This is a genomic window from Paraburkholderia antibiotica, assembly GCF_012927125.1.
In the GTDB taxonomy this organism is placed as follows: Bacteria; Pseudomonadota; Gammaproteobacteria; order Burkholderiales; family Burkholderiaceae; genus Paraburkholderia; species Paraburkholderia antibiotica.
This window is the reverse complement of sequence record NZ_JABBFZ010000004.1, coordinates 365515-391652: the sequence shown is the minus strand read 5'-3', so window position 1 is coordinate 391652 and position 26138 is coordinate 365515. Positions and strand designations below refer to the sequence as shown.

Below are 26138 nucleotides of genomic sequence, written 5' to 3'. Positions count from 1 at the left end.
CACCTGCAACCGCGTACGCTAACCGGCAGCGCGACTGCGCGCAGCTACGTCGGAGCGTAGCGGGAGAGCAAAGGGGAAAAGGGAAAAAAGGAAGGTGGGAAAGGCAACGCCGCGAAGCGCGACGTTGCCGGAAGAAAAGCGTAGCTGCCTGAAGACCAAACTCGACCCAACCCAATTCGTACCGGCCGTCAGCAGCCCTGATATTCGGCTGACCTGATTTACCTGAGCGAGCGCGGCGTCGCATCGCCGGCGGCATCCTGGCGACGCACGCCGCGGCGAGTGCCGATGCGGGTCGCGCCGAACTCCGTCAGGATCTTGCCGCGCGCACGGCTCGCAAATACCAGGAAACCGAAGCCGTCCGCTTCGTACCAGTAGCCGCCGTTCTCGAGACCGTCGAGCGGCTGCTCCAGCGCGTTCGTAATCGATTCGATGCAGCGCCGCCGCAATTCGGCCGGCCCGGGATAGGGCGGCTGCGCGCCGCGCACACTGCATAGAAGCACGTCGAGTCCGGGTAGCACGTGCGCATAGAGCACCGGTTCGTCCTGCGCGCGGGCGCGCGCAATCTTGGTGTCGAGCTGACCGAACGGCTTGAAGTGCCGTAGAACCGCGAGGAACGACTCATCGCCGTCCACCTTCGCGCGTCTACGCTTTTTCGGGAAGGACATAAAAATTCGCCTGAAAAAGAATTGCAAGAAACGCTGCGTCCTCATGCGACCACTCCCGGCTTTCGCGCGCCGCACGTCGATCTTTTATAGCATACGACAAGGCCGGATTCACGGTGATTCGACGCCAGCGTCGTTCCACCGCCTCCCGCACGAATCATGCCGAACCGCCGCGCCGCGTGCATTCGCATCCCAGCACATCTTGTCTCCATCATAGACGCAGCCGGCGCGGAAAAAACATCCCATCCCAATAAAAAAGTCACTTTTGTGTGGGCCAGCGCCTGCTTGGGCCTACGTTGAAATATCTCCAATTCACATCGATAATGACCCGTCCGGCCGCGCCGTGCCCGGCTTACGGGGCGCAACGGGTACGCGCGAGCCATGCCGTTCGAGTGACAGCCTGAGCGACGGCCTGAACGCCCTGACGGAAACATGAAACTATTTACCAAGGGTCTGCTGTTGATTGCGGTGCCGAGCGCGGTCGAGCTCGCGTTGCTCGGCTTCGTCTTCGATACCCAGGAACAGACTGCGCAGGCTGCGCGGTGGGTCGACAACAGCAGGCAGATCCTCTATCAGTCGTCGGCGCTCGTCGATCCGTTGTTGCGCGAAGCCGCGCGCGTGCGCACGGCCATGGTGACCGGCGACGCATCGGCGATCGACCGTCACGCGGTCTGGGTCGATCTCAACGACCGCCTCGCGAAGCTCGATGCGCTGGTCGCCGATACGCCGCCGCAGGCCGAACGCGTGCGCAACATGCGGCACGCGATCGATGCCTATCGCGAGCAGAGCGCCGCGATCTCGCAGGCCTTGCATCAGGGGCGCGGGCTGAACGCGTATCGCGCGCTCGAAACCGGTGCATTGCCGCGGCAGATCGCGGTGTTGCGCGACGAGCTCGCCGATTTCGATGCGGCCGCTTCGCAACTCGATGCCGAGCGCTCGGCCGCGCTGGGCGAGCGGCGCGAGTTGCAGCAGCGCGCATTGATCGCCGTGGTGTTTGGTTCGATGCTGATCTGGGCGGTCACCGCGTTCGTGTTCGCGCGCAGCATCGGCCGACGTCTGGAAGTGTTGACCGACAATGCCGAGCGCCTCGGCAGCGGCCGGCCGCTTGCGGCGCCGTTGTCGGGCAGCGACGAAATCGCTGGGCTCGACGCGGTGCTACATCAGACCGATGCGCGTCTGCGCGAAGCGGAAGCCGAGCAGGCCGCGTTGAAGACGCAACTCGAAGCGAGGGTCGGCGAGCTGGCGGCCGTCAACGAGGAATTGCGCCAGGAAACCCAGGACAACGAAATGTTCATCTACAGCGTGTCGCACGATCTGCGCTCGCCGCTGGTGAATCTGCAGGGTTTTTCGAAGGAGTTGCATGTGTCGTGCGACGAACTGGACAGCCTCGTCGCCGACGCGCGGCTGCCGGACAGCGAGCAGCGGCGCATGACGCATATTCTCGACGGTGACGTGCGCGAGTCGCTGCACTATCTGCGTAGCGCGGTCGCGCGCGCGGCATCGATCATCGACGCGTTGTTGCGGATCTCGCGCGCGGGCCGGCTCGAATACCAGTGGCAGCGGGTCAGCGTCGGGCGCGCGGTCGGGCGGGTCGTCGATGCGATGCAGGGCGCGATCCTCCAGCGCGCGGCGACCGTCACCGTGCGCGAGCTGCCGCCCGCCTGGGGAGACCCGGCGGCGGTCGAGCAGATCTTCAGCAGTCTGATCGGCAATGCGCTGAATTTTCTCGATCCGGCGCGCCACGGGCGCATCGAGATCGGCGCGCTCGAAGCGGAGTCGGTCGACGCCAACGAGCCGCGCGCGCCGCGGATGCGCACGTACTACGTCCGCGATAATGGGCTCGGGATTCCGGCCGCGTATCTGTCGAAGGTGTTCCGCGCGTTCCAGCGTCTGCATGGCGATGTCGCGAGCGGCGAGGGCATCGGGCTCGCCGTGGTGCGGCGCACGGTGGAGCGGCACGGCGGGCGCGTATGGGTCGAATCGGCCGAAGGCGCGGGCTCGACGTTTTTCGTCGTGCTGCCCGAACAGCCGGTGCGTTTCTGAGCACGTAGCTGCAGCGGTGGGTGCGATGCAGGGCGCTTCATGCGTCGGCACGTCATTGACGTTGGTCATTGACGTCGGGCAGTGACATGGGTCAATGACGTTAGTGATGATCGGATAAATCGGTATCAACCTGGGCTCGGACAAGGACGCGCGCCGCGTGCGTCATGCCCGACGAATCGTTAGCACGGAGAGTCCATGAATCACGCGCAAACGGTCAGCATCGTGCTGATCGAAGATGACGACGGGCACGCGACGCTCGTCGAGCGCAACCTGCGCCGCGCCGGCATTTCGAACGGCTTCGTGCGTTTTCGCGACGGTCAGCAGGCGCTCGACTATTTCTTTGGCCCGACGCCGGCGCAGCCTTTCGTCGATGCTAACGGCCAGCCGTATCCGTCGCGCGAGAGCCTCGAAAATTTCGTCGTGCTGCTCGATCTGAAGATGCCGCGGGTCGATGGTTTCGAGGTGCTGCGACGGCTCAAGGAAGCGCCCGAAACCGCCGCGGTACCGGTGATCGTGTTGACCACCACCGACGATCCGCGCGAAATCGCCCGTTCCTACGAGCTTGGCTGCAACGTCTACATCTGCAAGCCGGTCGAATACGATGCGTTCATCGAGGCGGTGCGGCGGCTCGGTTTTTTCCTGCAGGTAGTCAAGCTGCCGGGCGGGCATCGGCTGGCGCCGCCCTGAACGGTGGGCTACGGCACCGTGCCGCGATGCCGTGTCGCGTACCATGCCACGATGCCTTGCCGCAATGTCCGCGCTGAAGCCGTCCGAAAGCCGTTCGTGACAAGATGAGCCACCGAATCAGCCAGAGAAGATCTGCATGACCGAAGAAGTGTCCACGCCGCACGCCGCGTATGTGCTCGTCGTCGATGACGACGAAGGGATCCTGCGGCTTGCGCGCAAGTCGCTCGAACGCGCCGGCTGCCGGGTCGCGATCTGCGCCGGTATCGACGCGGCCCGCGAGCGGCTCGCGAGCGGCGGCCCCGACCTGCTGGTGCTCGACTATCAGTTGAGCGGCCCGGAGACCGGGCTCGATTTCTTCCGCCGGTTGCGCGCGGAAGGTATCCGCATCCCGGCGATCCTCGTGACCGGTTTTACCGACGAATCGCGCGTGATCGAAGCGTTGCGCGCAGGCGTGTCCGACGTGGTGCCGAAGTCCGGCGACTATCTCGACTATCTGCCGGAGGCGGTCGAGCGCGTGCTGTCGCAGGTGCGGCTGCAGCGTGCGTCCGACGAAGCGCTGCTGTTGCGCGATCGCGAGCTGCACTACCGCACGCTGTCGGAGGCGCTGCCGCACCTCGTGCTGACCTGCGACGCGACCGGCGACTGCGATTTCCTGTCGAAGCAGTGGTACGACTACACCGGCTTGCCCGAGCAGGGTTCGCACGGACTCGCGTGGCTCGATGCGGTGCATCCGGACGATCGCGAGGAGATTCGCCGCAGCTGGCTGAAGGCGGTTGCGGGGCCGGGCGGCGACTACCGGCACGACCTGCGGATTCGCCGCCACGACGGCGAATATCGCTGGTTCGACATGCGCGTGGTCGCGATGCGCGACGCGGAAAACAACGTCAGCAAATGGTTCGGCAGTTGCACGGACATCCATTCGCAGCGCGAGGCGATCGAGGAGCGCGAGCGGCTGCTCGCGTCGGAGCAGGCCGCGCGCCAGGCCGCCGAGGAAGCGAATCGCGCGAAGGACCGTTTTCTGGCGATGCTGTCGCACGAATTGCGCACGCCGCTCACGCCGGTGCTGGCCGGCGCGAGCGTGCTCGAGATGATCCCCGGTCTACCCGAGCAGGCGCGTGGCAGCGTGCGGATGATTCGCCGCAATGTCGAGCTGGAGGCGCGGCTGATCGACGATCTGCTCGACTTGACGCGGGTCGCGAACGGCAAGCTGCGGCTGTCGCTCGAAACCGTCGATGTGCATGATGTGATCGACAGCGTGCTCGAGCTGTTTCGCAGCGAGATTCAGGTCAAGCAGCAGGACGTGCACATCGACAAACGAGCGACCCATCACTACGTGCTCGCCGATCGCGCGCGCCTGCAGCAGATGCTGTGGAACCTGATTCGCAACGCCGCGAAGTTCACGCCGGACGGCGGCCACATCTATGTGCGTACGCGCGACGAACGCATGCAGGTGCAGATTTCGGTCGAAGACACCGGCATCGGCATCGAACCGGAACAGATTGGCAAGCTGTTCAACGCGTTCGAGCAGGGCGACCAGAAGATGACGCGGCAGTTCGGCGGCCTAGGCCTCGGGCTTGCGATCACGAAGGCCCTGACCGACGTGCATGGCGGCGTCGTGACCGCGCAAAGTCCCGGCGCGCACTGCGGTGCGACCTTCACGATCACGTTGCCGACCGCGGCCGCGCCGGCCGCCGCGCAGCCGGTGGTGGTGCCGAGCGCGGTGGCGCCGGCAAGTCCGCTCACGGTGCTGCTGATCGAGGATCACGCGGACACCGCCGAGGTAATGGCGCAACTGATCCGCAGTCTTGGTCATGAAGTGACGGTGGTCGGCCGTGTCGACGATGCGCTCGCCGCGACGCAATTGCAGCGCTTCGATCTGGTGGTCAGCGACGTCGGTTTGCCGGACGGCACCGGCCTCGATTTCATCAAGGCGTTCCGCGAGCATTCGGACGCGCCGGCCGTCGCGCTGACCGGTTTCGGCACCGACGAAGATGTGCGCCGTTGTTTGAGCGCGGGCTTCACTTCGCATCTGACCAAGCCGGTCAATTTCGGCCAGCTCGAAACGATGATCGAAGGCGCGGCGCAGGCGAGGGCGCACGACGCGCGTTAGGCACATCAGGCGAAGCGGGCGATTAGACGCATCGGAAAGCATCAGGACGCGCAATTTTGCGCAACGGCTGAATGGCGCTTTTCGCGGACTTTCATGCCGAAAACGCGGAGTGTACGAATCCTGAAAATGTGACGAATATTGAAAGCAATCTGAAAAGATAAAGGCCTGTTGCGAAGTCGTTCGCAACAGGCCTTTTTATTTCATCGACGCCGTAATCAAGCTGGCGTTTTATTTCATTCGATTCAACGCTGCGAGCTCTTCAGCGAATCGCGGATCTCGCGCAGCAGCAGCACGTCTTCCGGCGTCGGCGGCGGTTCGGCCGGCGCGGCTTGCGGCTCCTTGCGGAGTTTGTTAATGAACTTGACCATCAGGAAGATGATGAACGCGAGAATGATGAAGTTGATCGTCGCGGTAATGAACGAACCGTAACCGAACACCGCCACGCCTGCCGTCTGCAGGTCTTTGTACGAGCCGGGGTTGCCTTTGTAGGTCGCCGGAATGTCGCCGAGGCGAATGAACAGATTGGAAAAATCGAGGCCGCCGGTAGCGATCCCGACAATCGGCATGATCAGGTCTTTAACCACGGAATTGACAATGGTGGAAAATGCGCCGCCGATAATCACACCGACCGCGAGATCCATCACATTGCCCTTGAGGGCAAATTCTTTAAATTCCTTAACCATGCTCATACAAAATACCTCCCCAGATATGAATAGCCGAATAATACCAATCTGAAGCGGATAGGCTAGTGTTTTAGCCCCAATGCAACGCAGGTATTTCGCGCGCGTTGCCGGCGAGGAAAGCTAGCGCGGAAACTGTGACTCGCTATGACGCGCGCGCTCCAGATGCGCGGCAAAACTGACCGGGTCGGTATTGGTGCCGCACAGCAGGACGCCGACGCGCTGTCCTTGCAGAGGCTCGCGCAACGGACCGAGCAGCGCGGCGGTGGCGGCCGCGCAGGCGGGCTCGACGGCAAGCTTCAGTTGTTCGAACAGAATCAGCATCGCTTCGCGCAACTGATCGTCGGAGACGGTGACGAGCCGGTCGATATGACGGCGGCACAACTCGTAGCTGTACTGCTCGGTATGCGGCGACATCAGCGAATCGGCGATGCTGTGCATCGGGCCCATCCTGATCGTATGGTTGGCCGCGAAGCTCCTGCTCATCACGTCCGAGCCTTCGGGTTCGACACCATACACGTGCAGATTCGGATTCGCGAGCCGCAGCGCGGTGGAGACGCCGGCCGCGAGCCCGCCGCCGCCGATCGGCACGATCACCGCTTCGAGGTCGGGCGTTTGCGTCGCCCATTCGTAGCCGAGCGTGGCCGAGCCGAGCACGGTGCGATAGCCGTTGAACGGATGCACGAAATAGCGGCCTTCCTCGGCCTCGATGCGGCGGACCAGTTCGAATGCTTCGGCGAGATTTTCCGCGTAGACGATGTCGGCGCCGTATTCGCGGCATAGCGCGACGCGCGCCGGATTGGCCGCGCTGAACAGCACGACCTTCGCGCCGATGCCGAGCCGTTTCGCCGCGTAGGCGACCGCGACTGCGTGATTGCCGCCCGACACGCAGGTGACGCCCGCGCTTTTTTGCGCGTCGTCGAGCGCGAGCAGATTGGTGAACGCGCCGCGTGCCTTGAAGCTGCCGCCCGCCTGCAACAGCTCGAACTTGAAATTCACCACCGTGTCCTGCAGCGACGCAAAACCGGGTCGGTCGAACACCGGCGTGCGCGCGACCCATGGCGTCAGCGCGAAGTGCTGCGCGGCGATGTCGTCGAGGGTGGGGATCGGCTCGCCGTCGATCGTGTGGTCCGTGTGCTGCGGCATGGCGCTTGACATGGCGGTCGCTCCGACGTCGTCGATATCGATGAGACCCGTTTCGCGGCGCGCAGTTTCAATGCGGCTGCGCGCCGCCGCAACAAGATCGGCCCGCGGCCGCAACGCGCCCGCATCGAGGTCAGGCAGCCTCGACCGACATGCTGTGGATGAATTTCTGCAGGAACCGTTCGCACTGCACCAGCTGATCGAGCGCGACGAATTCGTTCGGCTTGTGGGCCTGCTGGATGTCGCCGGGACCGCAGACGATGCTCGGAATGCCCGCGTTCGCGAACAGGCCCGCCTCGGTGCCGTACGCGACCTTGCGCTTGTCCTGATCGGCGGTCAGCGCGCGCACGAGTTGCGTGATCGCCGCCTGTTCGGACGCATCGAGGCCGGGCGCCGCGGCGATTTTCGTGAACTCGATCGCGGCCGACGGATGCTCGCGCTGCATTTTCGGCAGCAGCGTTTCGCGCGCGTAGGTATCGATGCGCGCGAAGATCTGCTCGGGATCGAGCGTCGGCAGATTGCGGAATTCGAACTGGAACTGGCACTCGGCCGGCACCGTGTTGATCGCGTTGCCGCCCACGATCGTGCTGGTCTGCGCGGTGCTGAACGGCACGTCGTAGAGTTGGTCGAACGGGCCCTGCTCGCGGAACTGATCGGCCATGTCGCGGATGTAGCAGATCAGGCGCGCCGCATATTCGATCGCGTTCAGGCCCTTCGGCGTCAGCGACGAATGCGCGGCCTGGCCGCGCACGCAGCACTGATACGTGTTGATGCCCTTGTGCGCGATGATCGGGCGCATGCTGGTCGGCTCGCCGACGATGCAGCCGTCCGGCTTCACGCCGCGCTTCATCAGATCGGCGATCAGAAGCGGGGCGCCGACGCAGCCGATTTCCTCGTCGAACGACAGCGCGAAGTGAATCGGCTTCGCGAGCTTCGCGCGCTGCATGTTGGGCACGAGCGAGAGCGCCGCGCCGATGAAGCCTTTCATGTCGCAGGTGCCGCGGCCATAGAGCTTGTCGCCGCGAATTTCGGGCTTGAACGGATCGCTGTCCCATTGCTGGCCGTCGACCGGCACGACGTCCGTGTGACCCGACAGCACGACGCCGCCGTTGGTCTCGCCGTCGTGCGCGGGAATCGTCGCGAACAGGTTCGCCCATTTGCCGCCGTTGCCGTGCGTGAGCGTCGCGTCGATACCGAGCGTGCGGAGCTCGTCGCGCACGGTTTCGATCAGACCGAGATTCGGATTGCGGCTCACCGTGTCCATCGACACGAGACGCGTGACCCACGGAAGGGAAGCAGGCGAGGCAGCGGAAGCGGCCGAAGCGGCAGGAGACGATTGTGAGGATTGCGCTGTTTCAGCGGCATGAGACATGACTGGACTCCGGCATTTGAGTCCATCGATCATATCCCAAAATGAATGCCGATAAAGGCGTTCGAAAGCCGTCGTCGCGTTGGCGCAGCGCAGCATCGACGTAAAAAACGGGGGACGTCCCCCCGTTTTTTCTTCTCACGACGTGAATGTTCAACCAGCGCTCAACGCACGTCAGCGCACGCTCAGCGCGCGTTCGCCGCCCCAGCAGTGCCGCGATTCGGCGAGCCGAGCGCGCGCAAGGTTTCCTTGACCGTCGCGACCCGCACCGCGAAATCGGGGCTGCGCGTTTCGATGCGCAGCTTGTCCTGACCCGCGAGCTTGATGTGCTTATGCTTCTGCACCATCTCGATGATCCGCATTGCGTCGATCGGCGGATTCGGGATGAACTGCAGTCCGATCACCGCTTCGCCCGCATCGATCTTCGAAATACCGAGCGGTTTCGCGGCGAGCCGCAAGCGGTGCGTTTCCACCAGCGCATGCGCCTGCGGCGGCAGCTTGCCGAAGCGGTCGATCAGCTCTTCCTGAATGCCGTCGATCGAATCGTTGTGTTCGCAGTTCGCGAGGCGCTTGTACAGCGATAGCCGCTCCTGCACGTCGCCGCAATAGTCGGACGGCAGGATCGCCGGCGTATGCAGGTTGATCTCGGTGGTCGCGGCGAGCGGCGCGGTGAGGTCGGGCTCCTTGCCGTTCTTCAGCGCCTTCACCGCGTCGTTGAGCATGTCGGTGTAGAGCTGGAAGCCGATCTCGTGAATCTCGCCCGACTGCTTGTCGCCGAGCACTTCGCCGGTGCCGCGAATTTCGAGGTCGTGCATCGCCAGATAGAAGCCCGAGCCGAGTTCTTCCATCTGCTGGATCGCTTCGAGCCGGCGTTGCGCCTGCTTGGTGAGCCCTTGCGGATCGTGCACCAGCAGATACGAATACGCCTGGTGATGCGAGCGGCCGACACGGCCACGCAACTGATGCAACTGCGCGAGCCCGAACTTGTCCGCGCGATGAATCAGGATCGTGTTCGCGCTCGGCACGTCGATGCCGGTTTCGATGATCGTCGTGCACAGCAGCACGTTCGCGCGTTGGGCGACGAAGTCGCGCATCACGCGTTCGAGTTCGCGCTCGTGCATCTGGCCGTGCGCGACCGCGATGCGTGCTTCGGGCACCAGCGCTTCGAGCATCTGGCGACGATTCTCGATCGTTTCGACTTCGTTGTGCAGGAAGTAGACCTGGCCGCCGCGCTTCAACTCGCGCAGCATCGCTTCGCGAATCACGCTGTCTTCCTCGCGACGCACGAAGGTCTTGATCGCGAGGCGCTTCTGCGGCGCGGTCGCGATCACCGAAAAATCGCGCAGGCCTTCGAGCGCCATGCCGAGCGTGCGCGGAATCGGCGTCGCGGTCAGCGTCAGCACGTCGACCTCGGCGCGCAGCGCCTTCAGCGCTTCCTTCTGGCGCACGCCGAAGCGATGTTCCTCGTCGATGATCACGAGCCCGAGCCGCTTGAACTGCACATCCGACGACAGCAGCTTGTGCGTGCCGATCACGATGTCGACCGAGCCTTCGTTGATCTGCTGGATCGCCGCGTTGACTTCCTTGGTCGACTTGAAGCGCGACAGCTCGGCGATGCGCACCGGCCAGTCGGAGAAACGGTCGCTGAAGGTTTGCGTGTGCTGCTCGGCGAGCAGCGTGGTCGGCGACAGCAGCGCGACCTGCTTGCCGCCCATCACCGCGATGAAGGCCGCGCGCAACGCAACCTCGGTCTTGCCGAAACCGACGTCGCCGCACACGAGGCGGTCCATCGGCTTGCCGCTCGTCATGTCGCCGATCACCGCGGCGATCGCGGCGGCCTGATCCGGCGTTTCCTCGAAGCCGAAGCTCTCGGCGAACTTCACGTAGTCCTTCGGCTCGAGCGCGAACGCGTGACCCTCGCGTGCGGCGCGGCGCGCGTACAGGTTGAGCAGCTCGGCGGCGGTGTCGCGGATCTGCTGCGCGGCCTTGCGCTTGGCTTTTTCCCACTGGCCGGAGCCGAGCGAATGCAGCGGCGCGCTGTCCGGATCGGCGCCGCTATAGCGCGAGATCACGTGCAGTTGCGCGACCGGCACGTAGAGCTTGCTGTCGCCCGCGTATTCGAGGTGCAGGAACTCGGTTTCGCCTTCGCCGAGGTCCATCGTGACGAGTCCCATGTAGCGGCCGATGCCGTGCTGCGAATGCACGACCGGGTCGCCGACCTTCAGCTCGGACAGGTCGCGCACCATCGAATCGACGTTGCTCGCCTGTTCCTGGCGGCGGCGTCCGGCGCGGCGCGCGAGCGGGCCGTACAGTTCGGTTTCGGTGACGATCGCGAAGCCGTCGTCGGGCACCGCGAAGCCGTTCGCGAGCGGCGCGACGCCGAGCGAGAACGGCGCGTCGCCCTTGAGCCAGTCGGCGAAGCTGTCGGCGGACGCGGGCTTCAGGTGGTTGTCGGCGAGCAGTTGCAGCAGCGTCTCACGACGGCCTGCCGATTCGGCGGCGAACAGCACGCGGTTCGGCGTCGTGGCGAGGTACGCGCGCAGGGCCGCGACCGGGTCGTCGGCGTGACGGTCGATCGCGAGGTTCGGCAGCGCGACCGACCAGGCGCCGCCGCCGTTCGTGGCCAGCGCGAGCCGCGCGAACGGCTTGGCGAGCGTGAAGAAGTCTTCGTCCGACAGGAACAGCTTCTGCGGTTCGAGAATCGGCCGGTCGCGGTCGTGCGACAGGAAGTTGAAGCGCTGCTTCGTGTCGTTGGTGAAGCGCCGGATCGCCGCGTCCAGATCGCCGACGAACGCGAGTTGCGAGCCGTCGGGCAGATAGTGGAACAGGGTGGCCGTGTCCTCGAAGAACAGCGGCAGATAGTATTCGATGCCCGCCGACGGCACGCCGTTGCCGATGTCCTTATAGATCGACGCGCGGCTCGGGTCGCCCTCGAAGGTCTCGCGCCAGCGGCTGCGAAAGGCCGTGCGCGCGGCTTCGTCGAACGGGAATTCGCGGCCCGGCAAGAGGCGCACGTCCTTGACCGGATAGAGGCTACGCTGCGTATCGGGGTCGAACGCGCGGATCGAGTCGACCTGATCGTCGAACAGGTCGATCCGGTACGGCAGCGGCGAGCCCATCGGGAACAGGTCGAGCAGCGAGCCGCGCACGCAGTATTCGCCCGGCCGCACGACCTGGCTCACGTGCTCGTAGCCGGCGAGCGTCAGCTGCGCCTTCAGCTTTGCCTCGTCGAGGCGCTGGCCCTGCGAGAACGAGAACGTGTAGGCGGCCAGAAACGACGCGGGCGGCATCCGGTACAGGGCGGTCGTGGCCGGCACCAGCAGGATGTCGCAGCGGCCCTCGCCGAGATCGTGCAGCGTCGCGAGCCGCTCGGACACGAGGTCCTGGTGCGGCGAAAAGGTGTCGTAAGGCAGCGTTTCCCAGTCGGGCAGGAGGCGCACGCGCGCGTCGGGCGCGAAGAAGCCGATTTCCTGCGACAGCCGCTGCGCGTCGACCGCGCTTTCGCAGACGACCGCCAGCAGCGGCATCTTCTCGCGCCAGGCGAGATGGTAGCGGGCGATCAGCAACGCGTCGGACGAACCGCGCGTGCCGTCGAAGGCGAAACGCTGGCCGGCCTTGACGAGCGCGACGGGCGAGGAGGACTGCGAGGATGCGGCGATATCGGGCATAGGGGGGAGAAAAAGCGGCTCGGGCTCACACGTGACCGGCAAGTTTACGCGTGTGCGGGCGTAGATGCGAAGGACCTATTATAAAATCCGTGCTTTACTTTGACCTGGCGGCATCCGCACTCGTGACTTCCCGTCTCTTCGCCCTGATTCCGTGCGCAGGCACCGGCAGCCGTTCCGGTGCCGCGATGCCCAAGCAATACCGCACTGTCGCCGGCCGCGACATGCTGCATTACTCGCTCGCCGCGTTCGATGCGTGCAGCGAATTCGCGCAAACGCTCGTCGTGATCGCGCCCGACGACCAGCACTTCGACGCCCGCCGCTTCGGCGGTCTGCGCTTTGCGGTGCGCCGCGAAGGCGGCGCGTCGCGCCAGGCGTCGGTGCTCAACGGTCTGCATGCGCTCGCCGAATTCGGCGCGCACGACGACGACTGGGTGCTCGTGCACGACGCCGCGCGGCCCGGCATCACGCCGGCGCTGATCCGCACGCTGATCGTGTCGCTGAAGGACGACGCGGTCGGCGGCATCATGGCGCTGCCGGTTGCCGATACGCTCAAGCGCATCGACGCCGCGTCCGCCGATGGCCGGATCGCCCGTACCGAGGCGCGCGACGGCTTGTGGCAGGCACAGACACCGCAGATGTTCCGCATCGGCATGTTGCGCGACGCGATCCTGCGCGCGCAGGCCGACGGTCACGATCTGACCGACGAAGCGAGCGCGATCGAATGGGCGGGGTATGCGCCGAAGCTCGTGCAGGGCAGTCTGCGCAATTTCAAGGTGACCTATCCCGAAGACTTCGATCTGGCCGACGCGATTCTGAGCCGACCGGCGGCTTCGTGACCGGTTGGGGATTGGGTTAGGCCGCGACGCGGCATCGGGCGCGGCCTGGCGCGAGGGCACCGCGATGCTTTCAAGGTCGGTGCGTGAATCCGCCGCGCCGACGCAGCACTTTTTCAGCTTTAAGAGCTTCAGGACTTGAGGACGTGACGCAAATGGATTTCAGAATTGGGCAGGGCTACGACGTACACGCGCTGGTGCCGGGACGTCCGTTGATTATCGGTGGCGTGACGATTCCGTACGAGCGCGGGCTGCTCGGCCATTCGGACGCGGACGTGCTGCTGCACGCGATCACCGATGCGCTGTTCGGCGCGGCGGCATTGGGCGACATCGGCCGTCATTTCTCGGATACCGACGCGAAGTTCGCGGGTGCCGACAGCCGCGTGCTGCTGCGCGAGTGCGTCGCGCGGGTGAAGGCGGCGGGTTTTTCGATTGGCAACGTCGATAGCAGCGTGGTCGCGCAGGCGCCGAAACTCGCGCCGCATATCGAAGGGATGCGCGCGAATATCGCGGCGGATCTTGGTCTGCCGATCGACCGCGTGAACGTTAAGGCGAAGACCAACGAGAAGCTCGGCTACCTCGGCCGTGGCGAGGGCATCGAGGCGCAGGCCGCGGTGCTGCTGGTCAGGAACTGAGCGTATTCGCTCCCGGCCTTCATCGGGAGGGACGCTCAATATAAAAGCCCGCGGCTTCATCGAAGCTCGCGGGCTTTTTTTCATTCATGTCTGGTGGCACCAAAGCCGCCGTCTTACCGCACCCTCAAAGCGTCGCGCCGCCGAGCGAGCGGTTGCTCGGACACAGCCCGTCCGTCAGCAGGCCGTCGAGAATCCGCAACACCTCCTGCGCATTGCGCCCGACGTTCAGATTGTTCACCGACACGTGCTGGATCGTGTTGTCCGGATCGACGATAAAGGTCGCGCGCAAGGCGACGCCGGCTTCCTGGTCGCGCACGCCGAGCTGGTCGATCAGCTCGCCTTTCACGTCGCCGAACGAGTAGTGGTTGAGCCTGTCGAGTTCCTTCTGCTCGCGGCGCCACGCGAGCTTGACGAATTCGTTATCGACGCTGCCGCCGAGCAGCACCGCTTCGCGGTCTTCGAATTCCTTCACGAGCTTGCTGAACTCGACGATCTCCGTCGGGCAGACGAGGGAAAAGTCCTTCGGATAAAAGTAGATGATTTTCCACTTGCCCGGAAACGACTGCTCGGTGATGTCCTCGAATGCCGAGACGCCGTGCTCCTCGTGGTGATTGAAGCCGGGCTTCGCGGCGGTGACGGTGAACGCTTCGAGCTTGTCGCCAACGGTTTTCATGCGGGTGCTCCTTCGTCAAGCGGAAAACGGCAGGATCGACGCTCAGTGTTCGTAATCGGTTCGGCGCAGGTGACGTCAGGTCCCTTTCGCGAGCGGAAACTCGATCGTGACTTCGAGGCCGGGGCCGGGCGAGCGGTTGCGCAGACGCAGCGCGCCGCGATAACGCGCGACGAGCCGCTGCACGATCGCCATGCCGAGGCCCGTGCCGTTGGCCTGGGTACGCGCCGAATTCACGCGATAGAACGGCCGCGTGACGAGCGCAAGCTGGTCTTCGGGAATGCCCGGTCCTTCGTCGACCACCGAAAGCTCGACGCGCGAATGCGACACGCGCGTCTCGAGAATCACGTGCGGCACGCCGTCGCCGTCGCTCAGGCCATACTTGCGCGCGTTCTCGAGCAGATTGCCGACCACGCGCCGCATGTCGGTTTCGTCGGCCTCGATCACCGCCGACGGCGCGAGCCGCGTGATCAGCCGCATGCTGTCCTCGCTTTGCATGCGCGCGGCGAGTTCGCCCGCGATCACCGACAGGTCGACCGGCTCCGGCACGCGCTGCACCGGGCGTGCGTAGTCGAGGAAGCGGCCGATGATCATGTCCATCTGCTCGATGTCGTCGACCATCGCGTCCTTGGTGGCCTGGTCGGACGGGCTCATTTCGGTTTCGAGCCGCAGCCGCGCGAGCGGCGTGCGCAGATCGTGCGAGATGCCCGCGAGCATCAGTGCGCGGTCGGCCTCGAGCTGTTCGAGGTCGCGCACCATCTGGTTGAAGCTGCGGTTGGTTTCGGCGGCGACGCCCATGCCGCGCTCGGGCAACGGCTCCGGCGACTGCCCGGAGCCGACCCGGCGCGCGGCCATCGCGAGTCGCGCGAATGGCCGGTTCACCAGACTCGTGATGAAAGCCGCGCCGAACAGCGACAGCGCGAGCGCGAACACGCCCCAGCCGGCCCATTGCAGACCGGTCGCGTTGTCGAGCTGATCGCGGTCGAGCGCGACCCAGTAATCGTCGTCGTCGATCTTGAAGCTGATCCACACGCCGTTGATGTCGTTCACGCTCTGCGCGATCACCGTGTCGTCGCCGAGACGGCCGCGGATGTCGTGCTCGATCAGCCGATTCAGCGATTCGTCGGGCTGGAGTTTGTATTTGTCGGTGGCTTCGCGTGGGTACACGCGCACCCCTTCATTGCTCTCCAGATCCTGCAGCAGCGCGCGCCGCAGGTCGGGATCGGAATAGAGGAGTGCGGTGCGCGTGAGCTTGACGATCGCGACGAGCTGCAGCGCCACGCGCTGCGCGCGCGGCTCCCGTTCGATCACGCGAAAGCTCTGGAACCACGCGGCGAGACTGACTGCGATCAACAGTGCGATCAGCAGAAAAGTCCGCCAGAAAAGGCCGCCGAACGCGAGCGTCAGGAGGCGCCGGTCGATCCGCATGGACCCTTCTTATGAGAAGTCAAAAACGGCAACTATTTTGGATTGGACCGGAGTCGGTGCTTTGTCTGGGGCCCATGTAACGCGCTGAAGTTGAAGCGCGCACTCAGGCCGACGGTTCAAGTGCCGGCTCCGATCGACCGCGACGAAGCGCATTGGACCAGAGTAGGCGCTAAAGCGCCCACCTTGGTCGACATTTACGCGGGGCGCAGGCTTAGGCTGCACCGTCGGGGATGAAGACGTAGCCGAGACCCCACACGGTCTGAATGAAGCGCGGGCTGCCCGGATCGGGTTCGATCAGCTTGCGCAGACGCGAGATCTGCACGTCGAGGCTGCGGTCGAACACCTCGTATTCGCGGCCGCGCGCAAGCTCCATCAGCTTTTCGCGCGACAGCGGCTGACGCGGATGACGCGCGAACACCTTCAGCACCGAGAATTCGCCGGTGGTGAGCGGAATTTCCTGGCCGGCCTTGGTGAGCGTGCGAGTGGCGAGATTCAGCGCAAATTCGCCGAATTCGAACACCTCGGTGGTTTCCGACGGCGCGCCCGGCAATTCGGACGGCGACTGACGGCGCAGCACCGCGTGAATCCGCGCGACCAGTTCGCGCGGATTGAACGGCTTGGGCAGATAGTCGTCGGCGCCCATTTCGAGGCCGACGATGCGATCGACGTCCTCACCCTTGGCCGTCAGCATGATGATCGGCGTGCGGTCGTTGCTGCCGCGCAGGCGGCGGCAGATCGACAGGCCGTCCTCGCCCGGCAGCATCAGATCGAGCACGAGCAGATCGAAGCGCTCGCGCACCCAGAGCTTGTTCATGGACGGCGCGTTTTCGGCGACGTAGACGTTGAAGCCCTGTTCGCCGAGGTAACGGCGCAGCAGATCACGCAGGCGTGGATCGTCGTCGACGACGAGGATTTTCGAAGGGTTTTTGGTTTCCATGGTCGGCATCTTAGCGCGATTAGAAAGTGGTGCGCGGTTACCCTATTTCAGGGGTTACAGTCAGTTACAAAATTTACCCGCAGTGTGGCGCGGCGTAAAGTATGCGCGTTTAGACTCCTTTACTGAATGCGGCTGTTCGGTGGATACTTCACTCGACAAAACTCTCGTACCCGGCTGTTACCGGGGTTTTATACGCATCTGAGGTAGCCGGTTGCCGCGCCACGAAGGGAACAACATGAAGGGAGGGGTTTGGCCGAATGTGCGCCTGAGTGTGATTGCACTGGCGGTAGCCGGTACGCTCGCAGGCTCATTGGGTCCGACGTTCGCCCATGCGCAGCCGCCCGCCGAAAGAGCGGCGAGCGAGCGCGCGTCCCGATCCGGCAACGGCCGTGCGAATCGCCACAACCCCGGCATCGATCATCCTGCTTCTGACGCGATCCTGCGTACCGCAGTTCCCCCCGATCTCGATCAACGTCGCCGCGACGGGCATATGACGCCCGAAGAGCGCCGGCTCCTGCGGCAACATATCGAAGACGCAGTGCGCGAGCTGTACAAGCGCTAAGCGCGCTGGTGCTGGCGCGGAAACAGGCGCCGGGGCTCGAAGACGATCTCGCGTCATTCTCCGCTTTTCCGCTTCGCTCTGCTTTTCATCGCTGTTTCCTCCATCACGCGCATTGCGTGAAAATTCCTGTTGCATCTTCGGCGTCAACTTGTGCATCCGCTGTTCCGTTGTGTCGAAAACATCGGCGCATTTTTGTTGCGCCTTCCGTCGTGCATTTCAATCCGTACGGCGTTTCTATTTGCGACATCGTGAAAACCCGGATCAGCGATGACGAAACATCTTCGACGTCTTCCAGAAGGCCTGTGGTCGCTGGCTGGCGCGAGCGCGGCAGCGGTGTCGAGCGTAGCCTCGAAGGCCACGTTCGCCGCGCAACGCACGCCGCAAGCGACGCATGTCGGGCACCGCGCGGCATCGACGGATCTGCGCATCGCGGAAAGCGGGCAAAGCATTCTCGATATCGACGACGCCCGCTTTTTCCTCACCCGCATCGGCTTCGCGCCCAGCAACACCGAGCTCGCGCACTACACAGGACTCACGCGCGCACAGGCCGTCGCCGAAGTGCTCGCGTCCGCGCGCACCGAGGCCGTCTTGCCGCCGCCCGAGTGGATCATCGAGCCAATTCCGACGCGCGCCGAACGCAATGCGTGGACCGAAGATCAGCGTCGTGAGCAACAGAAGCGGCGTGGAGAGCATTACGAACTATTACGCGCATGGTGGGTGCGCGAGATGTTGACTGGCCCGTCGCCGCTCACCGAACGCATGACGCTTTTCTGGCATAACCACTTCACGTCGGCGCAGGACAAGGTCCCTTATCCGCAATTGATGGCGCGGCAAAACCTGCTGTTGCGTCGTCATGCGCTCAATCATTTCGGCGAGCTATTGCATGACGTCGCGAAAGATCCGGCGATGCTGCAATACCTCGACGGCGCGAGCAATCGCAAAGGCCGGCCGAACGAAAATTTCGCGCGCGAGGTGATGGAGCTGTTCACGCTCGGCGAGGGGCACTATACGCAGCGCGACGTCGGGGAGGCCGCCCGTGCTTATACCGGTTGGAGTCTCGATCCCGATACGCTTGCCTACACGTGGCTCGCCAATCGGCACGACGACGGCGAGAAGACCGTGCTCGGCCAGACCGGCCCGTTCGATGGCGATCAGGTGCTCGATCTCCTGCTCGCGCGGCCCGAAACGGCGAGCTTCGTCACGACGAAACTGTGGCACGAGTTCGTGTCCGACACGCCGGAGCCGGCGCGCATCGAAGCGATCGCCGGGCAGTTTCGCGCGAGCCGCTACGACATCAAGGTCGCGTTGCGCGGACTGTTGCTGAGCGACGCATTCTGGCGCGACGACAATCGCGGCGTGCTGGTGAAGTCGCCGATCGAGTTCGTGGTCGGTACGCTGCGTGCGTTCGAGGTCGACTACGACGATACCGCGCATTTTGTCGCGCAGATTCGCGCGCTCGGCGAGAACCTGTTCTATCCGCCGAACGTCAAAGGATGGCCGGGCGGCACGACGTGGATCAATAGCTCGACGTTGCTCGCGCGCAAGCAATTCGTTGAGCAACTGTTTCGCGCGACCGAGCGTGCGAAGCCGATGCGCATGAGTGGTCCGGCGAGCGGCAAGACGATGATGGGCGTGGCGCAGGCGGCCCCGGTTTCAGCGTCAGCCGCGGGTCAATCGCGCGTCGTGCCGCAGCACGCAATGGCGCGCGCCGGGCAGGGTGGCGTACGCTTCGACATCGCGGACTGGCTCGCGCATTACGGCACGTCGCCGGCCGCGAAGCCGGGACTGTCGGTCGAATTGCAGTTGCAGCACGCGGTCCTGCCGTTCACGCCGGTCGATGCGATCGCCACCGATTCGAGCGCGAGCGCCTACCTGCAAGCGTTGTTGATGGACCCGGCCTATCAGTTGAAATAACCCGCGCGGCGGCGATACGTGATACCCGATCCGCGCTGCGCGATGGCGACAGCCCACGCGCCGGCCTTATCACCACGAGGAACAGCATGAAACGACGCAGCTTTCTTTCGATGAGCGCGGCCGCCGGCGCATCGCTATGGTGGCCTCGCGTGGCCGGCGCGCAGGACGCGCCGCGCGTATCGAACGCGTTGCTTGCGTCAGGTCGCGGCTACGACAATCTGCTGATCCTGATCGAACTGAAGGGCGGCAACGACGGCTTGAACACCGTGATCCCGTTCGCCGATCCAACCTACTACGCGCTGCGTAAAAACATCGGCATCCAGCGCGAGCAGGCGATCCAGCTCGACGAGCGCACCGCGCTGCATCCCGCGTTGCAGCCGTTGCTGCCGCTGTGGCACAGCCGGCAACTCGCGATCGTGCAGGGCGTGAGCTACGCGCAACCGAACCTGTCGCATTTCCGTTCCATCGAGATCTGGGATACCGCGTCGCGTGCCGATCAATATCTGCGCGACGGCTGGCTCACGCGCGCGTTCGCGATGCGGCCGGTGCCCGCCGGTTTCGCCGCCGACGGCGTGGTGATCGGCAGCGCCGAGATGGGGCCGCTCGCGAACGGCGCGCGGGCGATCGCGCTCGTCAATCCCGCGCAGTTCGTCAGCGCGGCGCGGCTCGCGACGTCGGTGTCGCTGCAGCAACGCAATCCGGCGCTCGCGCATATTCTCGACGTCGAGAACGACATCGTGAAAGCGGCCGACCGGCTGTGTCCCACGCCCGGCCAGCCGCAATTGCAGACCGCGTTTCCGGGCGGCGCTTTTGGCAGCTCGATCAGAACCGCGATGCAGGTGCTGGCCGCGTCCGATACGCGCCAGCATCGGCCGTCGAGCGGGCAGGGCGTGGCCGTGATCCGGCTGACGCTGAATAGCTTCGATACGCACCAGAACCAGCCGGGTCAGCAGGCGGCGTTGCTCAAACAGTTTGCGCAGGGGCTGGCGGCATTGCAGTCGGCGCTCACCGAACTGGGCCGCTGGGACAATACGCTCGTCATGACGTACGCGGAGTTCGGGCGTCGTCCACGCGAGAACCAGAGTAATGGCACCGATCACGGTACGGTGGCGCCGCATTTCGTGACGGGCGGGCGTGTGCGCGGTGGCCTGTATGGCGTGCCGCCGGTGCTGACGCGGCTCGACGGCAATGGCAACCTGCCGGTCGGCGTGGATTTTCGGCGGCTTTACGCGACGGTGCTGGGACCGTGGTGGGGGCTCGACGCGTCGGCGATCCTGCAGCAGCGCTTCGAGCCGCTGCCGTTGCTGCGCGTGTGAATGCTTGCGGCGGTGAGTGGTCGCGTTCGTATGTTCGCGCGATGCTCCGCGCATCTTCTGCTACGTGTGATGCGCCTATTCTTTCTATTTCGCGCGCCACGCGATCCACAGCTTGCGGATCGGTGTCAATGAAATGCGTTGATGCAGCACGTGGTAGCCGTCCCGCTCGATTTCATCGAGCAAGGCCAGCGAGAGCGCCGCGAGTGCGAGCAGCGTGCGCTGGGTGCGTCGCGCGTTCGTTGGCACCGCTGCCAGTGCGGTCTGCAGCGCGGCGCGTGCGCGCTGCGTCTCGAAGCGCATCAGTTCGGTGAACGCGTCGGTGTATTTGCGATTGATCAGATCGGCGGCGGTGACGTTGAAGCGCTGCATTTCGTCGATCGGAATGTAGATGCGGCCGTGACGCGCATCGTTGCCGGTTTCGGCGACGAACTGCGCAAGCATCAGCGCTTCGCCGAGTGGCGCGGTCCATTCCGGCGCGGGTGCGGAGCCATCGGTTGCGTGGCCGTGGCCATTGTTCGTGGCGTTTGTTGCCGCGCGGGAAACGAGTGCCGCGAAATTGCCGCCGACGCCGCGCACATAGCGCTGCAGATTCGGATAGTCGAGATAGCGCGCCTGGTCGAGATCCATTTCGAACCCGACGAGCAGCGCCTGCAACGCGGGATACTCGGCCTGGACGTTCGGCAGATAAGCCGCGAGCGCCTTCGATACCGGATGCGACGGCGACCCCGTGGCCAGCGCGGCGATTTCCTTTTGCCACCACGCGAGCTTGGTGCGGCCCACCGCGGGATCGCTCGTTTCCTTGACCGTTTCCTCGAACTCGCGACGCAGCGCGAACAGCGCGGTCAACAGCGGCTGACTGGCAGCGCGCGCCTGGCGCAACGCATAGTAGGTGCTCGATCCGGGCGGTGCCGCTTTTTGCTGGCAATAGTCGTCGAAATTCACGGGTTTGGTATGTGGGGAAGGGCGGGCGAGACGGACGAGAGGGGCGCGCGGCGTTTGCCGGGGCGCCTTCGCGCGGAGCCGAAAATTGTAGCATCGGCGCCGCTCGCGCAGATATCGGCAGGTGCAGACAAGCGCGAATCAATCGGTTAGAATCTCGCGCTTACGCTTTCGGGCGCACGTAAATTGCGTGCCCGGAAACGGACAGGACATCGGGTATGCGGGTATGACGCCCACACAACATGCCCGGCTGCGAGGGTGGCGAAATTGGTAGACGCACCAGGTTTAGGTCCTGACGCCCGCAAGGGTGTAGGGGTTCGAGTCCCCTCCCTCGCACCATGTATTGAGCGGTAAAGAAAAACCCCGTCGAGTCTTTGGACCGACGGGGTTTTTGTTTTTGGGCGTTTTTCTGGGCGGTTGTCGGGCCAGCGGGCTCGCGGCCCGCTATGCCCGGCCGCGGCTCCCGCCCAAACTCGAAGCCGCCATATAAAGTCTCAACGAAGCGTCAACGAGTGGATGGCGCGGCCGACGCGCGGCTCAGGCGCCCGGCGTTCCCGCCTGTTCCTGCGAACCCGGCAATTCAGCCTGCACAGCGCCTTCGAGGAAGCGACGCGTCGATTCGAATGCCTGCAGCATCTGGTCCGGCCACGGCGTTTGCAGCATGACCGCCTGATGGTTCTCGAATGCCGACGACAGCAGCTTCGCCAGTTCCGGCGAACGAAGATGACGCAGCACGACGCTGACCGCGATCGCCGTCGCCTGGCTCGCGCCGGCGGTCTGGAGTTCCGATGCGGTGAGTGCCGCGAGCTGTTTGTTGATGTCCACAGAAGCTTCCTGGATGATAAAGGGAGTCAAGGCGCGTTGGCCGATGCTCAATTTTGACACGCGACGCGCGTTGCTGTGAAACGGCCGGCTTCGCGCCTGTCCAGGATGTCGGTCGTCACGAACCCCGTGCGTTGATCGTGTCGATGATCCTGTCGAGGGCGGCGCCGAACGCGGCTTTTTCGTCGTCGTCGAGACAGTCGAACATGTCGCTGTTCCACTTGCGCGCGATCGGCATCACTTTCCGGTACAGCGCACGTCCTTCCTGCGTGAGCGACACCAGCACCACGCGACCGTCCACGGCGCTCGGCTCGCGCTGCACGAGACCCTGGCGGATCAGCGCCTCAGCCGCGCGGCTCGCCTGGCTTTTGTCGAGATTGGCATGGCGCGCCAGTTCCATGATCGAGAACGGCCCGAACGATCCCACCGACGCAATCACCCGCGCCTCCGGCAGCGTCACGTCGAGCTTCGCCGCGTAACGCTCGCTGATGCCGCGCTCGGCCAGCTTGTTCAGCACATGCAGACGGTACGTGAGGAACTGCTCGAGCCCGGCTTTGGCGGAGTCCTTCATGGTCATCCCGTGACGAGTGGAACGGTCGTGGCGCTGTGATTGTTGCTGCAACCCGTTTCGCGGGTCAACGCACGCCATATTTCAGGCGGGTCAGCTGTTCGGCCTCGTTGGCGAGCAGGCGCGCCGCGTCGCGAATCGCGACGTCGAGCGTTATGGGGCCGGGCGCGGGCGAGAAACAGCCGCTGAAATATTCGGCGAGACGGGGCAGCGCGGCGGGGTCGACGGCGCCCGACAGCAGCGTGGCGGGTACGCCCGCGGCTCGCGCGTGCGCGCAGGCAATGAACGGCGCTTTGCCGTGCAACGTTTGCACGTCGGAGCGGCCTTCGCCGGTGATCAGCCAGTCGGCGCCCGCAAGCGCGGCGTCGAGACCGATCTGCCGGGCGACGGTTTCGGCGCCCGGCTCGAACTGAGCGCCAAGCATGTGCAGCGCAAAGCCGAGACCGCCGGCCGCACCGGCGCCGGGCTGGGTGCGCGCGCTGCGGCCGAGCGCGGCTTCGAACAGATCGGCAAAGCGGGCGAGCGCGGCGTCGATCGACGCGACCTGCTCCGGTTTGACGCCCTTTTGCGGGCCGAAGACGGCGGTCGCGCCGTGCTCGCCGGTCAATGGATTGTCGACGTCCGACATGCCGACGAACTGCGCATCCGCGAGCCGGGTGTCGAGTTGCGATGCGTCGATCCGTGCGACGCGCGCGAGCTGTTCGGGCGTGCCTTCGAGCTCGTTGTCCTGTGCGTCGAATAACTTCAGGCCAAGGCCCGTGAGCAGGCCCGCGCCGCCGTCATTGGTGCTGCTGCCGCCAAGCGCGACGAAAAAGCGCCGCACGCCGGCGTCGAGCAGCGCGCGAATCGCCTCGCCCATGCCGCGCGTGCTGCGCGCCTCGACCGGCACGCCCATGCCGACCGGGTCGGTGATGCCGACGATCTCAGCCGTTTCAATAATGGCGCTACCGTCCGCGAGCAGGCCCGTAAGCGCTTCGCGCGTGGGGCCGGCCGCGCCGCGTACCGTGAGCTTGCGGCGTTCGCCGCCGCTCGTGAGCATCGCGTCGAGGGTGCCTTCGCCGCCGTCGGCCATCGGACAGATGCGTACGCTAGCGTTGGGGCACGCGCGCTGGATGCCGGACGCGATTGCCTGCGCGACCTGTTCCGCGCTGAGCGAACCTTTGAATGAATCGGGAGCGATAACGATGACGGGCGTGACGACGGGCGAGGGCGACGAATTCGGCATGGTGTCTCTGAAAAGTTTGAGTCGTTGTGAGCGGTTGCGAGAGCCGGTGATGCGCTCGGCCATGACCTGACCGGGTGCGTTAGCTTAGCAGCATGGAGGCGGTGGCTGAATATGTCGAACGGCATAGGCGGGATCGCGCTGCGGCGAGCGGTTTCGTGCACGTCGGTGCATGGGCGGAGTGCAGTTTTCGGCGTGGCCGGGAAGCGATCGCGGTAGCCGTCGAAAACCGGCCGGCGAGTGCGAAAACCGCTCGAAAAAGGTCCACAAAAGGGCTGGAATGCAGGTAAAACTCGATGCAATCATCGAATCCCGGCTAGGCGCGCAAATAGTTTGCTAAAATATTCGGCTCTTTGGACTCAACCGTGTTGCCGACAGCCTGCCAGCCCGCGGCGCAGGCGCGTGATTGATGAATCAGCGGCGCAATCGGCACAAGCCGATGCGAAGCGACATCGACAGGCGGCACGGAGAAGATAACTGATTCGCTCGAATAATTTTAGGACGATTGAAGCCATGGCTAACGTTGTTGAAAACCTCGGCAAGCTCGAACGCCGCGTGACGATTTCCCTGCCGAAGGATGCCGTGCAGAAGGAAGTGGATTCGCGTATCCGCCAACTCGCGAAGAACGTGCGCATGCCGGGTTTCCGCCCGGGCAAGGTGCCGCTCAAAATGGTGACGCAACAGTATTCGGGCCAGGTGGAAGCCGAAGTGCTGAGCGACAAGGTCGGCAAGGAATTCTTCGACATCAGCCGCACCGAAAATCTGCGTGTTGCAGGTCAGCCGAGCTTCGCGCCGAAGGCCGACGCCGCTGAAGGCGACTACGCGTTCGACGCGACTTTCGAGGTGTATCCGGAAGTGAAGCTGGGCGACGTCGCCACGGCTGAAATCGAGCGCACCACGACCACCATCAGCGAAGCGGAAATCGACCGCACGCTGGACATCCTGCGCAAGCAGCGCGTGCACTTCCACGCTCGCGGCGAAGCCGGCGAGCACGGCGACGGCGGCGCGGATACGGCAGCGAAAGACGGCGATCGCGTGACGGTCGACTTCGTCGGCAAGCTCGACGGTGAAGTGTTCCAGGGCGGTAGCGCGGAAAACTTCGCGTTCGTCCTCGGCGAAGGCCGCATGCTGCCGGAATTTGAAAAAGCGGCGCTGGGCCTGAAGGTCGGCGAAGCGAAGGAATTCGACCTGAAGTTCCCGGACGACTACCACGGCAAGGAAGTGGCTGGTAAGACCGCGCAATTCACGATCACGATGAAGAAGATCGAGTGGGCGCACCTGCCGGAAGTCGACGGTGAATTCGCAAAGTCGCTCGGCATCGAAGACGGCGATCTGACCAAGATGCGCGCCGAAATCAAGGACAACCTCGAGCGTGAAGCGAAGCGCCGCACGCAAGCCATCGTCAAGAATCAGGTGATGGACGCGCTGCTGAAGATTTCGGAACTCGACGTGCCAAACGCGCTGATCGAACAGGATCAGGAACGCCTCGTCGCGATGGCGCGCCAGGATCTGGAGCAGCGCGGCGTGCCGAACGCGAAGGACGCGCCGATTCCGGCCGCGATGTTCAAGGAGCAGGCCGAGCGCCGCGTCAAGCTGGGCCTCGTGCTGGCCGAGCTCGTGAAGGCGAACGAACTGCAGGCGAAGCCGGAGCAGATTCGTGCCGAAGTCGACGAATTCGCGAAAAGCTACGAAGACCCGAAGGAAGTCGTCCGCTGGTATTATTCCAACCAACAGCGTCTTGCCGAAATGGAAGCGTATGTCGTTGAAGCCAACGTCGTCGATTTCGTTCTGGGCAAGGCCAAGGTGACGGACAAGGAAGTGAGCTTCGAAGAGCTGGCAAGCGCAACGGCGCAAGCATAAGCGTCGCTGCAACGGCGTGCCGGCCGTCGGGGCAACCGACGGCCGGCACGCCGTTTTTTTGTGTCGCAAG

22 protein-coding genes and 1 tRNA gene are annotated in these 26138 nt (G+C 64.5%); 11 read left to right on the top strand and 12 right to left on the bottom strand.

Translation table 11 applies throughout. The annotated features are described in order from the left end of the window. Positions 1–218: 218 nt before the first annotated feature. Positions 219–710: a hypothetical protein gene (locus HHL14_RS10775; protein WP_169497576.1), complete on the bottom strand. Its 492-nt coding sequence runs from the start codon at positions 708–710 to the stop codon at positions 219–221. A gap of 384 nt (positions 711–1094) precedes the next feature. On the opposite strand from HHL14_RS10775, the gene HHL14_RS10770 reads away from it, so the two are divergent. The 3 genes from HHL14_RS10770 to HHL14_RS10760 all read left to right on the top strand — a co-directional run bounded on the left by HHL14_RS10770 (position 1095) and on the right by HHL14_RS10760 (position 5502). Then, positions 1095–2705 carry a sensor histidine kinase gene (locus HHL14_RS10770; protein ID WP_169497575.1) on the top strand — a complete coding sequence of 537 codons (1611 nt, stop codon included), beginning with the start codon at positions 1095–1097 and terminating at the stop codon, positions 2703–2705. Between the two features lie 195 nt (positions 2706–2900). Next, positions 2901–3392, top strand: a complete 492-nt coding sequence (locus HHL14_RS10765; protein WP_169497574.1) for a response regulator — start codon at positions 2901–2903, stop codon at positions 3390–3392. A 136-nt stretch (positions 3393–3528) separates the two neighbouring features. Beyond that, on the top strand, positions 3529–5502 hold the full coding sequence (locus HHL14_RS10760; RefSeq protein WP_169497573.1) for a hybrid sensor histidine kinase/response regulator: 1974 nt from the start codon (positions 3529–3531) through the stop codon (positions 5500–5502). A gap of 242 nt (positions 5503–5744) precedes the next feature. Here the strand turns inward: HHL14_RS10760 and mscL are convergent, their stop codons facing one another. From mscL to mfd, 4 genes are all read right to left on the bottom strand, one after another. Beyond that, positions 5745–6191, bottom strand: a complete 447-nt coding sequence (gene mscL / locus HHL14_RS10755) for a large conductance mechanosensitive channel protein MscL (protein WP_169497572.1) — start codon at positions 6189–6191, stop codon at positions 5745–5747. A gap of 114 nt (positions 6192–6305) precedes the next feature. Continuing rightward, positions 6306–7340: a threonine ammonia-lyase gene (locus HHL14_RS10750; protein WP_169497571.1), complete on the bottom strand. Its 1035-nt coding sequence runs from the start codon at positions 7338–7340 to the stop codon at positions 6306–6308. 118 nt (positions 7341–7458) lie between these two features. Then, positions 7459–8697, bottom strand: a complete 1239-nt coding sequence (argE, locus tag HHL14_RS10745) for an acetylornithine deacetylase (RefSeq protein ID WP_169497570.1) — start codon at positions 8695–8697, stop codon at positions 7459–7461. A gap of 182 nt (positions 8698–8879) precedes the next feature. Then, complete coding sequence (mfd, locus tag HHL14_RS10740) at positions 8880–12362, bottom strand: transcription-repair coupling factor (protein ID WP_169497569.1); 3483 nt, start codon at positions 12360–12362, stop codon at positions 8880–8882. Positions 12363–12484: 122 nt separating this feature from the next. On the opposite strand from mfd, the gene ispD reads away from it, so the two are divergent. Together ispD and ispF are read left to right on the top strand one after the other, a co-directional pair. Then, the gene (ispD, locus tag HHL14_RS10735; RefSeq protein WP_169497568.1) at positions 12485–13198 is read left to right on the top strand and encodes a 2-C-methyl-D-erythritol 4-phosphate cytidylyltransferase; all 714 of its coding nucleotides are present in this window, start codon (positions 12485–12487) and stop codon (positions 13196–13198) included. 152 nt (positions 13199–13350) lie between these two features. Beyond that, the gene (gene ispF / locus HHL14_RS10730; protein ID WP_169497567.1) at positions 13351–13830 is read left to right on the top strand and encodes a 2-C-methyl-D-erythritol 2,4-cyclodiphosphate synthase; all 480 of its coding nucleotides are present in this window, start codon (positions 13351–13353) and stop codon (positions 13828–13830) included. A gap of 124 nt (positions 13831–13954) precedes the next feature. On the opposite strand, the gene HHL14_RS10725 is transcribed toward ispF, so the two are convergent. The 3 genes from HHL14_RS10725 to ompR all read right to left on the bottom strand — a co-directional run bounded on the left by HHL14_RS10725 (position 13955) and on the right by ompR (position 16874). Continuing rightward, positions 13955–14503 carry a peroxiredoxin gene (locus HHL14_RS10725; RefSeq protein WP_169497566.1) on the bottom strand — a complete coding sequence of 183 codons (549 nt, stop codon included), beginning with the start codon at positions 14501–14503 and terminating at the stop codon, positions 13955–13957. 75 nt (positions 14504–14578) lie between these two features. After that, positions 14579–15928 carry an ATP-binding protein gene (locus tag HHL14_RS10720; RefSeq protein ID WP_169497565.1) on the bottom strand — a complete coding sequence of 450 codons (1350 nt, stop codon included), beginning with the start codon at positions 15926–15928 and terminating at the stop codon, positions 14579–14581. A gap of 211 nt (positions 15929–16139) precedes the next feature. Next, positions 16140–16874, bottom strand: coding sequence for an osmolarity response regulator transcription factor OmpR (ompR, locus tag HHL14_RS10715; RefSeq protein ID WP_006048917.1), 735 nt, complete (start codon positions 16872–16874; stop codon positions 16140–16142). Positions 16875–17100: 226 nt separating this feature from the next. On the opposite strand from ompR, the gene HHL14_RS33135 reads away from it, so the two are divergent. The 3 genes from HHL14_RS33135 (at position 17101) to HHL14_RS10700 (ending at position 20657) form a co-directional block, all read left to right on the top strand. Beyond that, complete coding sequence (locus tag HHL14_RS33135; protein WP_169497622.1) at positions 17101–17427, top strand: hypothetical protein; 327 nt, start codon at positions 17101–17103, stop codon at positions 17425–17427. 426 nt (positions 17428–17853) lie between these two features. Next, a complete protein-coding gene (locus HHL14_RS10705; RefSeq protein ID WP_169497621.1) occupies positions 17854–19341 on the top strand; it encodes a DUF1800 domain-containing protein in 1488 nt (495 codons plus the stop codon). 86 nt (positions 19342–19427) lie between these two features. Then, positions 19428–20657 carry a DUF1501 domain-containing protein gene (locus HHL14_RS10700; RefSeq protein ID WP_169497564.1) on the top strand — a complete coding sequence of 410 codons (1230 nt, stop codon included), beginning with the start codon at positions 19428–19430 and terminating at the stop codon, positions 20655–20657. A gap of 84 nt (positions 20658–20741) precedes the next feature. On the opposite strand, the gene HHL14_RS10695 is transcribed toward HHL14_RS10700, so the two are convergent. Beyond that, positions 20742–21599 carry a squalene/phytoene synthase family protein gene (locus HHL14_RS10695; protein ID WP_169497563.1) on the bottom strand — a complete coding sequence of 286 codons (858 nt, stop codon included), beginning with the start codon at positions 21597–21599 and terminating at the stop codon, positions 20742–20744. A 249-nt stretch (positions 21600–21848) separates the two neighbouring features. On the opposite strand from HHL14_RS10695, the gene HHL14_RS10690 reads away from it, so the two are divergent. After that, a tRNA-Leu gene (locus HHL14_RS10690) sits at positions 21849–21935 on the top strand. Between the two features lie 198 nt (positions 21936–22133). Here HHL14_RS10690 and HHL14_RS10685 read toward each other — a convergent pair. The 3 genes from HHL14_RS10685 to HHL14_RS10675 all read right to left on the bottom strand — a co-directional run bounded on the left by HHL14_RS10685 (position 22134) and on the right by HHL14_RS10675 (position 24166). After that, positions 22134–22421, bottom strand: coding sequence for a hypothetical protein (locus HHL14_RS10685; RefSeq protein ID WP_169497562.1), 288 nt, complete (start codon positions 22419–22421; stop codon positions 22134–22136). Between the two features lie 115 nt (positions 22422–22536). Beyond that, positions 22537–22989, bottom strand: coding sequence for a MarR family winged helix-turn-helix transcriptional regulator (locus tag HHL14_RS10680; protein WP_169497561.1), 453 nt, complete (start codon positions 22987–22989; stop codon positions 22537–22539). Between the two features lie 64 nt (positions 22990–23053). Beyond that, positions 23054–24166: a glycerate kinase family protein gene (locus HHL14_RS10675; protein ID WP_329601643.1), complete on the bottom strand. Its 1113-nt coding sequence runs from the start codon at positions 24164–24166 to the stop codon at positions 23054–23056. On the opposite strand from HHL14_RS10675, the gene HHL14_RS33780 reads away from it, so the two are divergent. Together HHL14_RS33780 and tig are read left to right on the top strand one after the other, a co-directional pair. Further along, positions 24099–24281 (top strand): hypothetical protein, encoded by a 183-nt coding sequence (locus HHL14_RS33780; RefSeq protein WP_329601645.1) that lies wholly within the window; start codon positions 24099–24101, stop codon positions 24279–24281. The two genes, HHL14_RS10675 and HHL14_RS33780, sit on opposite strands and share 68 nt — an antisense overlap. Positions 24282–24721: 440 nt before the next feature. Then, positions 24722–26068, top strand: a complete 1347-nt coding sequence (tig, locus tag HHL14_RS10670; RefSeq protein ID WP_169497559.1) for a trigger factor — start codon at positions 24722–24724, stop codon at positions 26066–26068. The last annotated feature ends 70 nt before the right edge of the window (positions 26069–26138 follow it).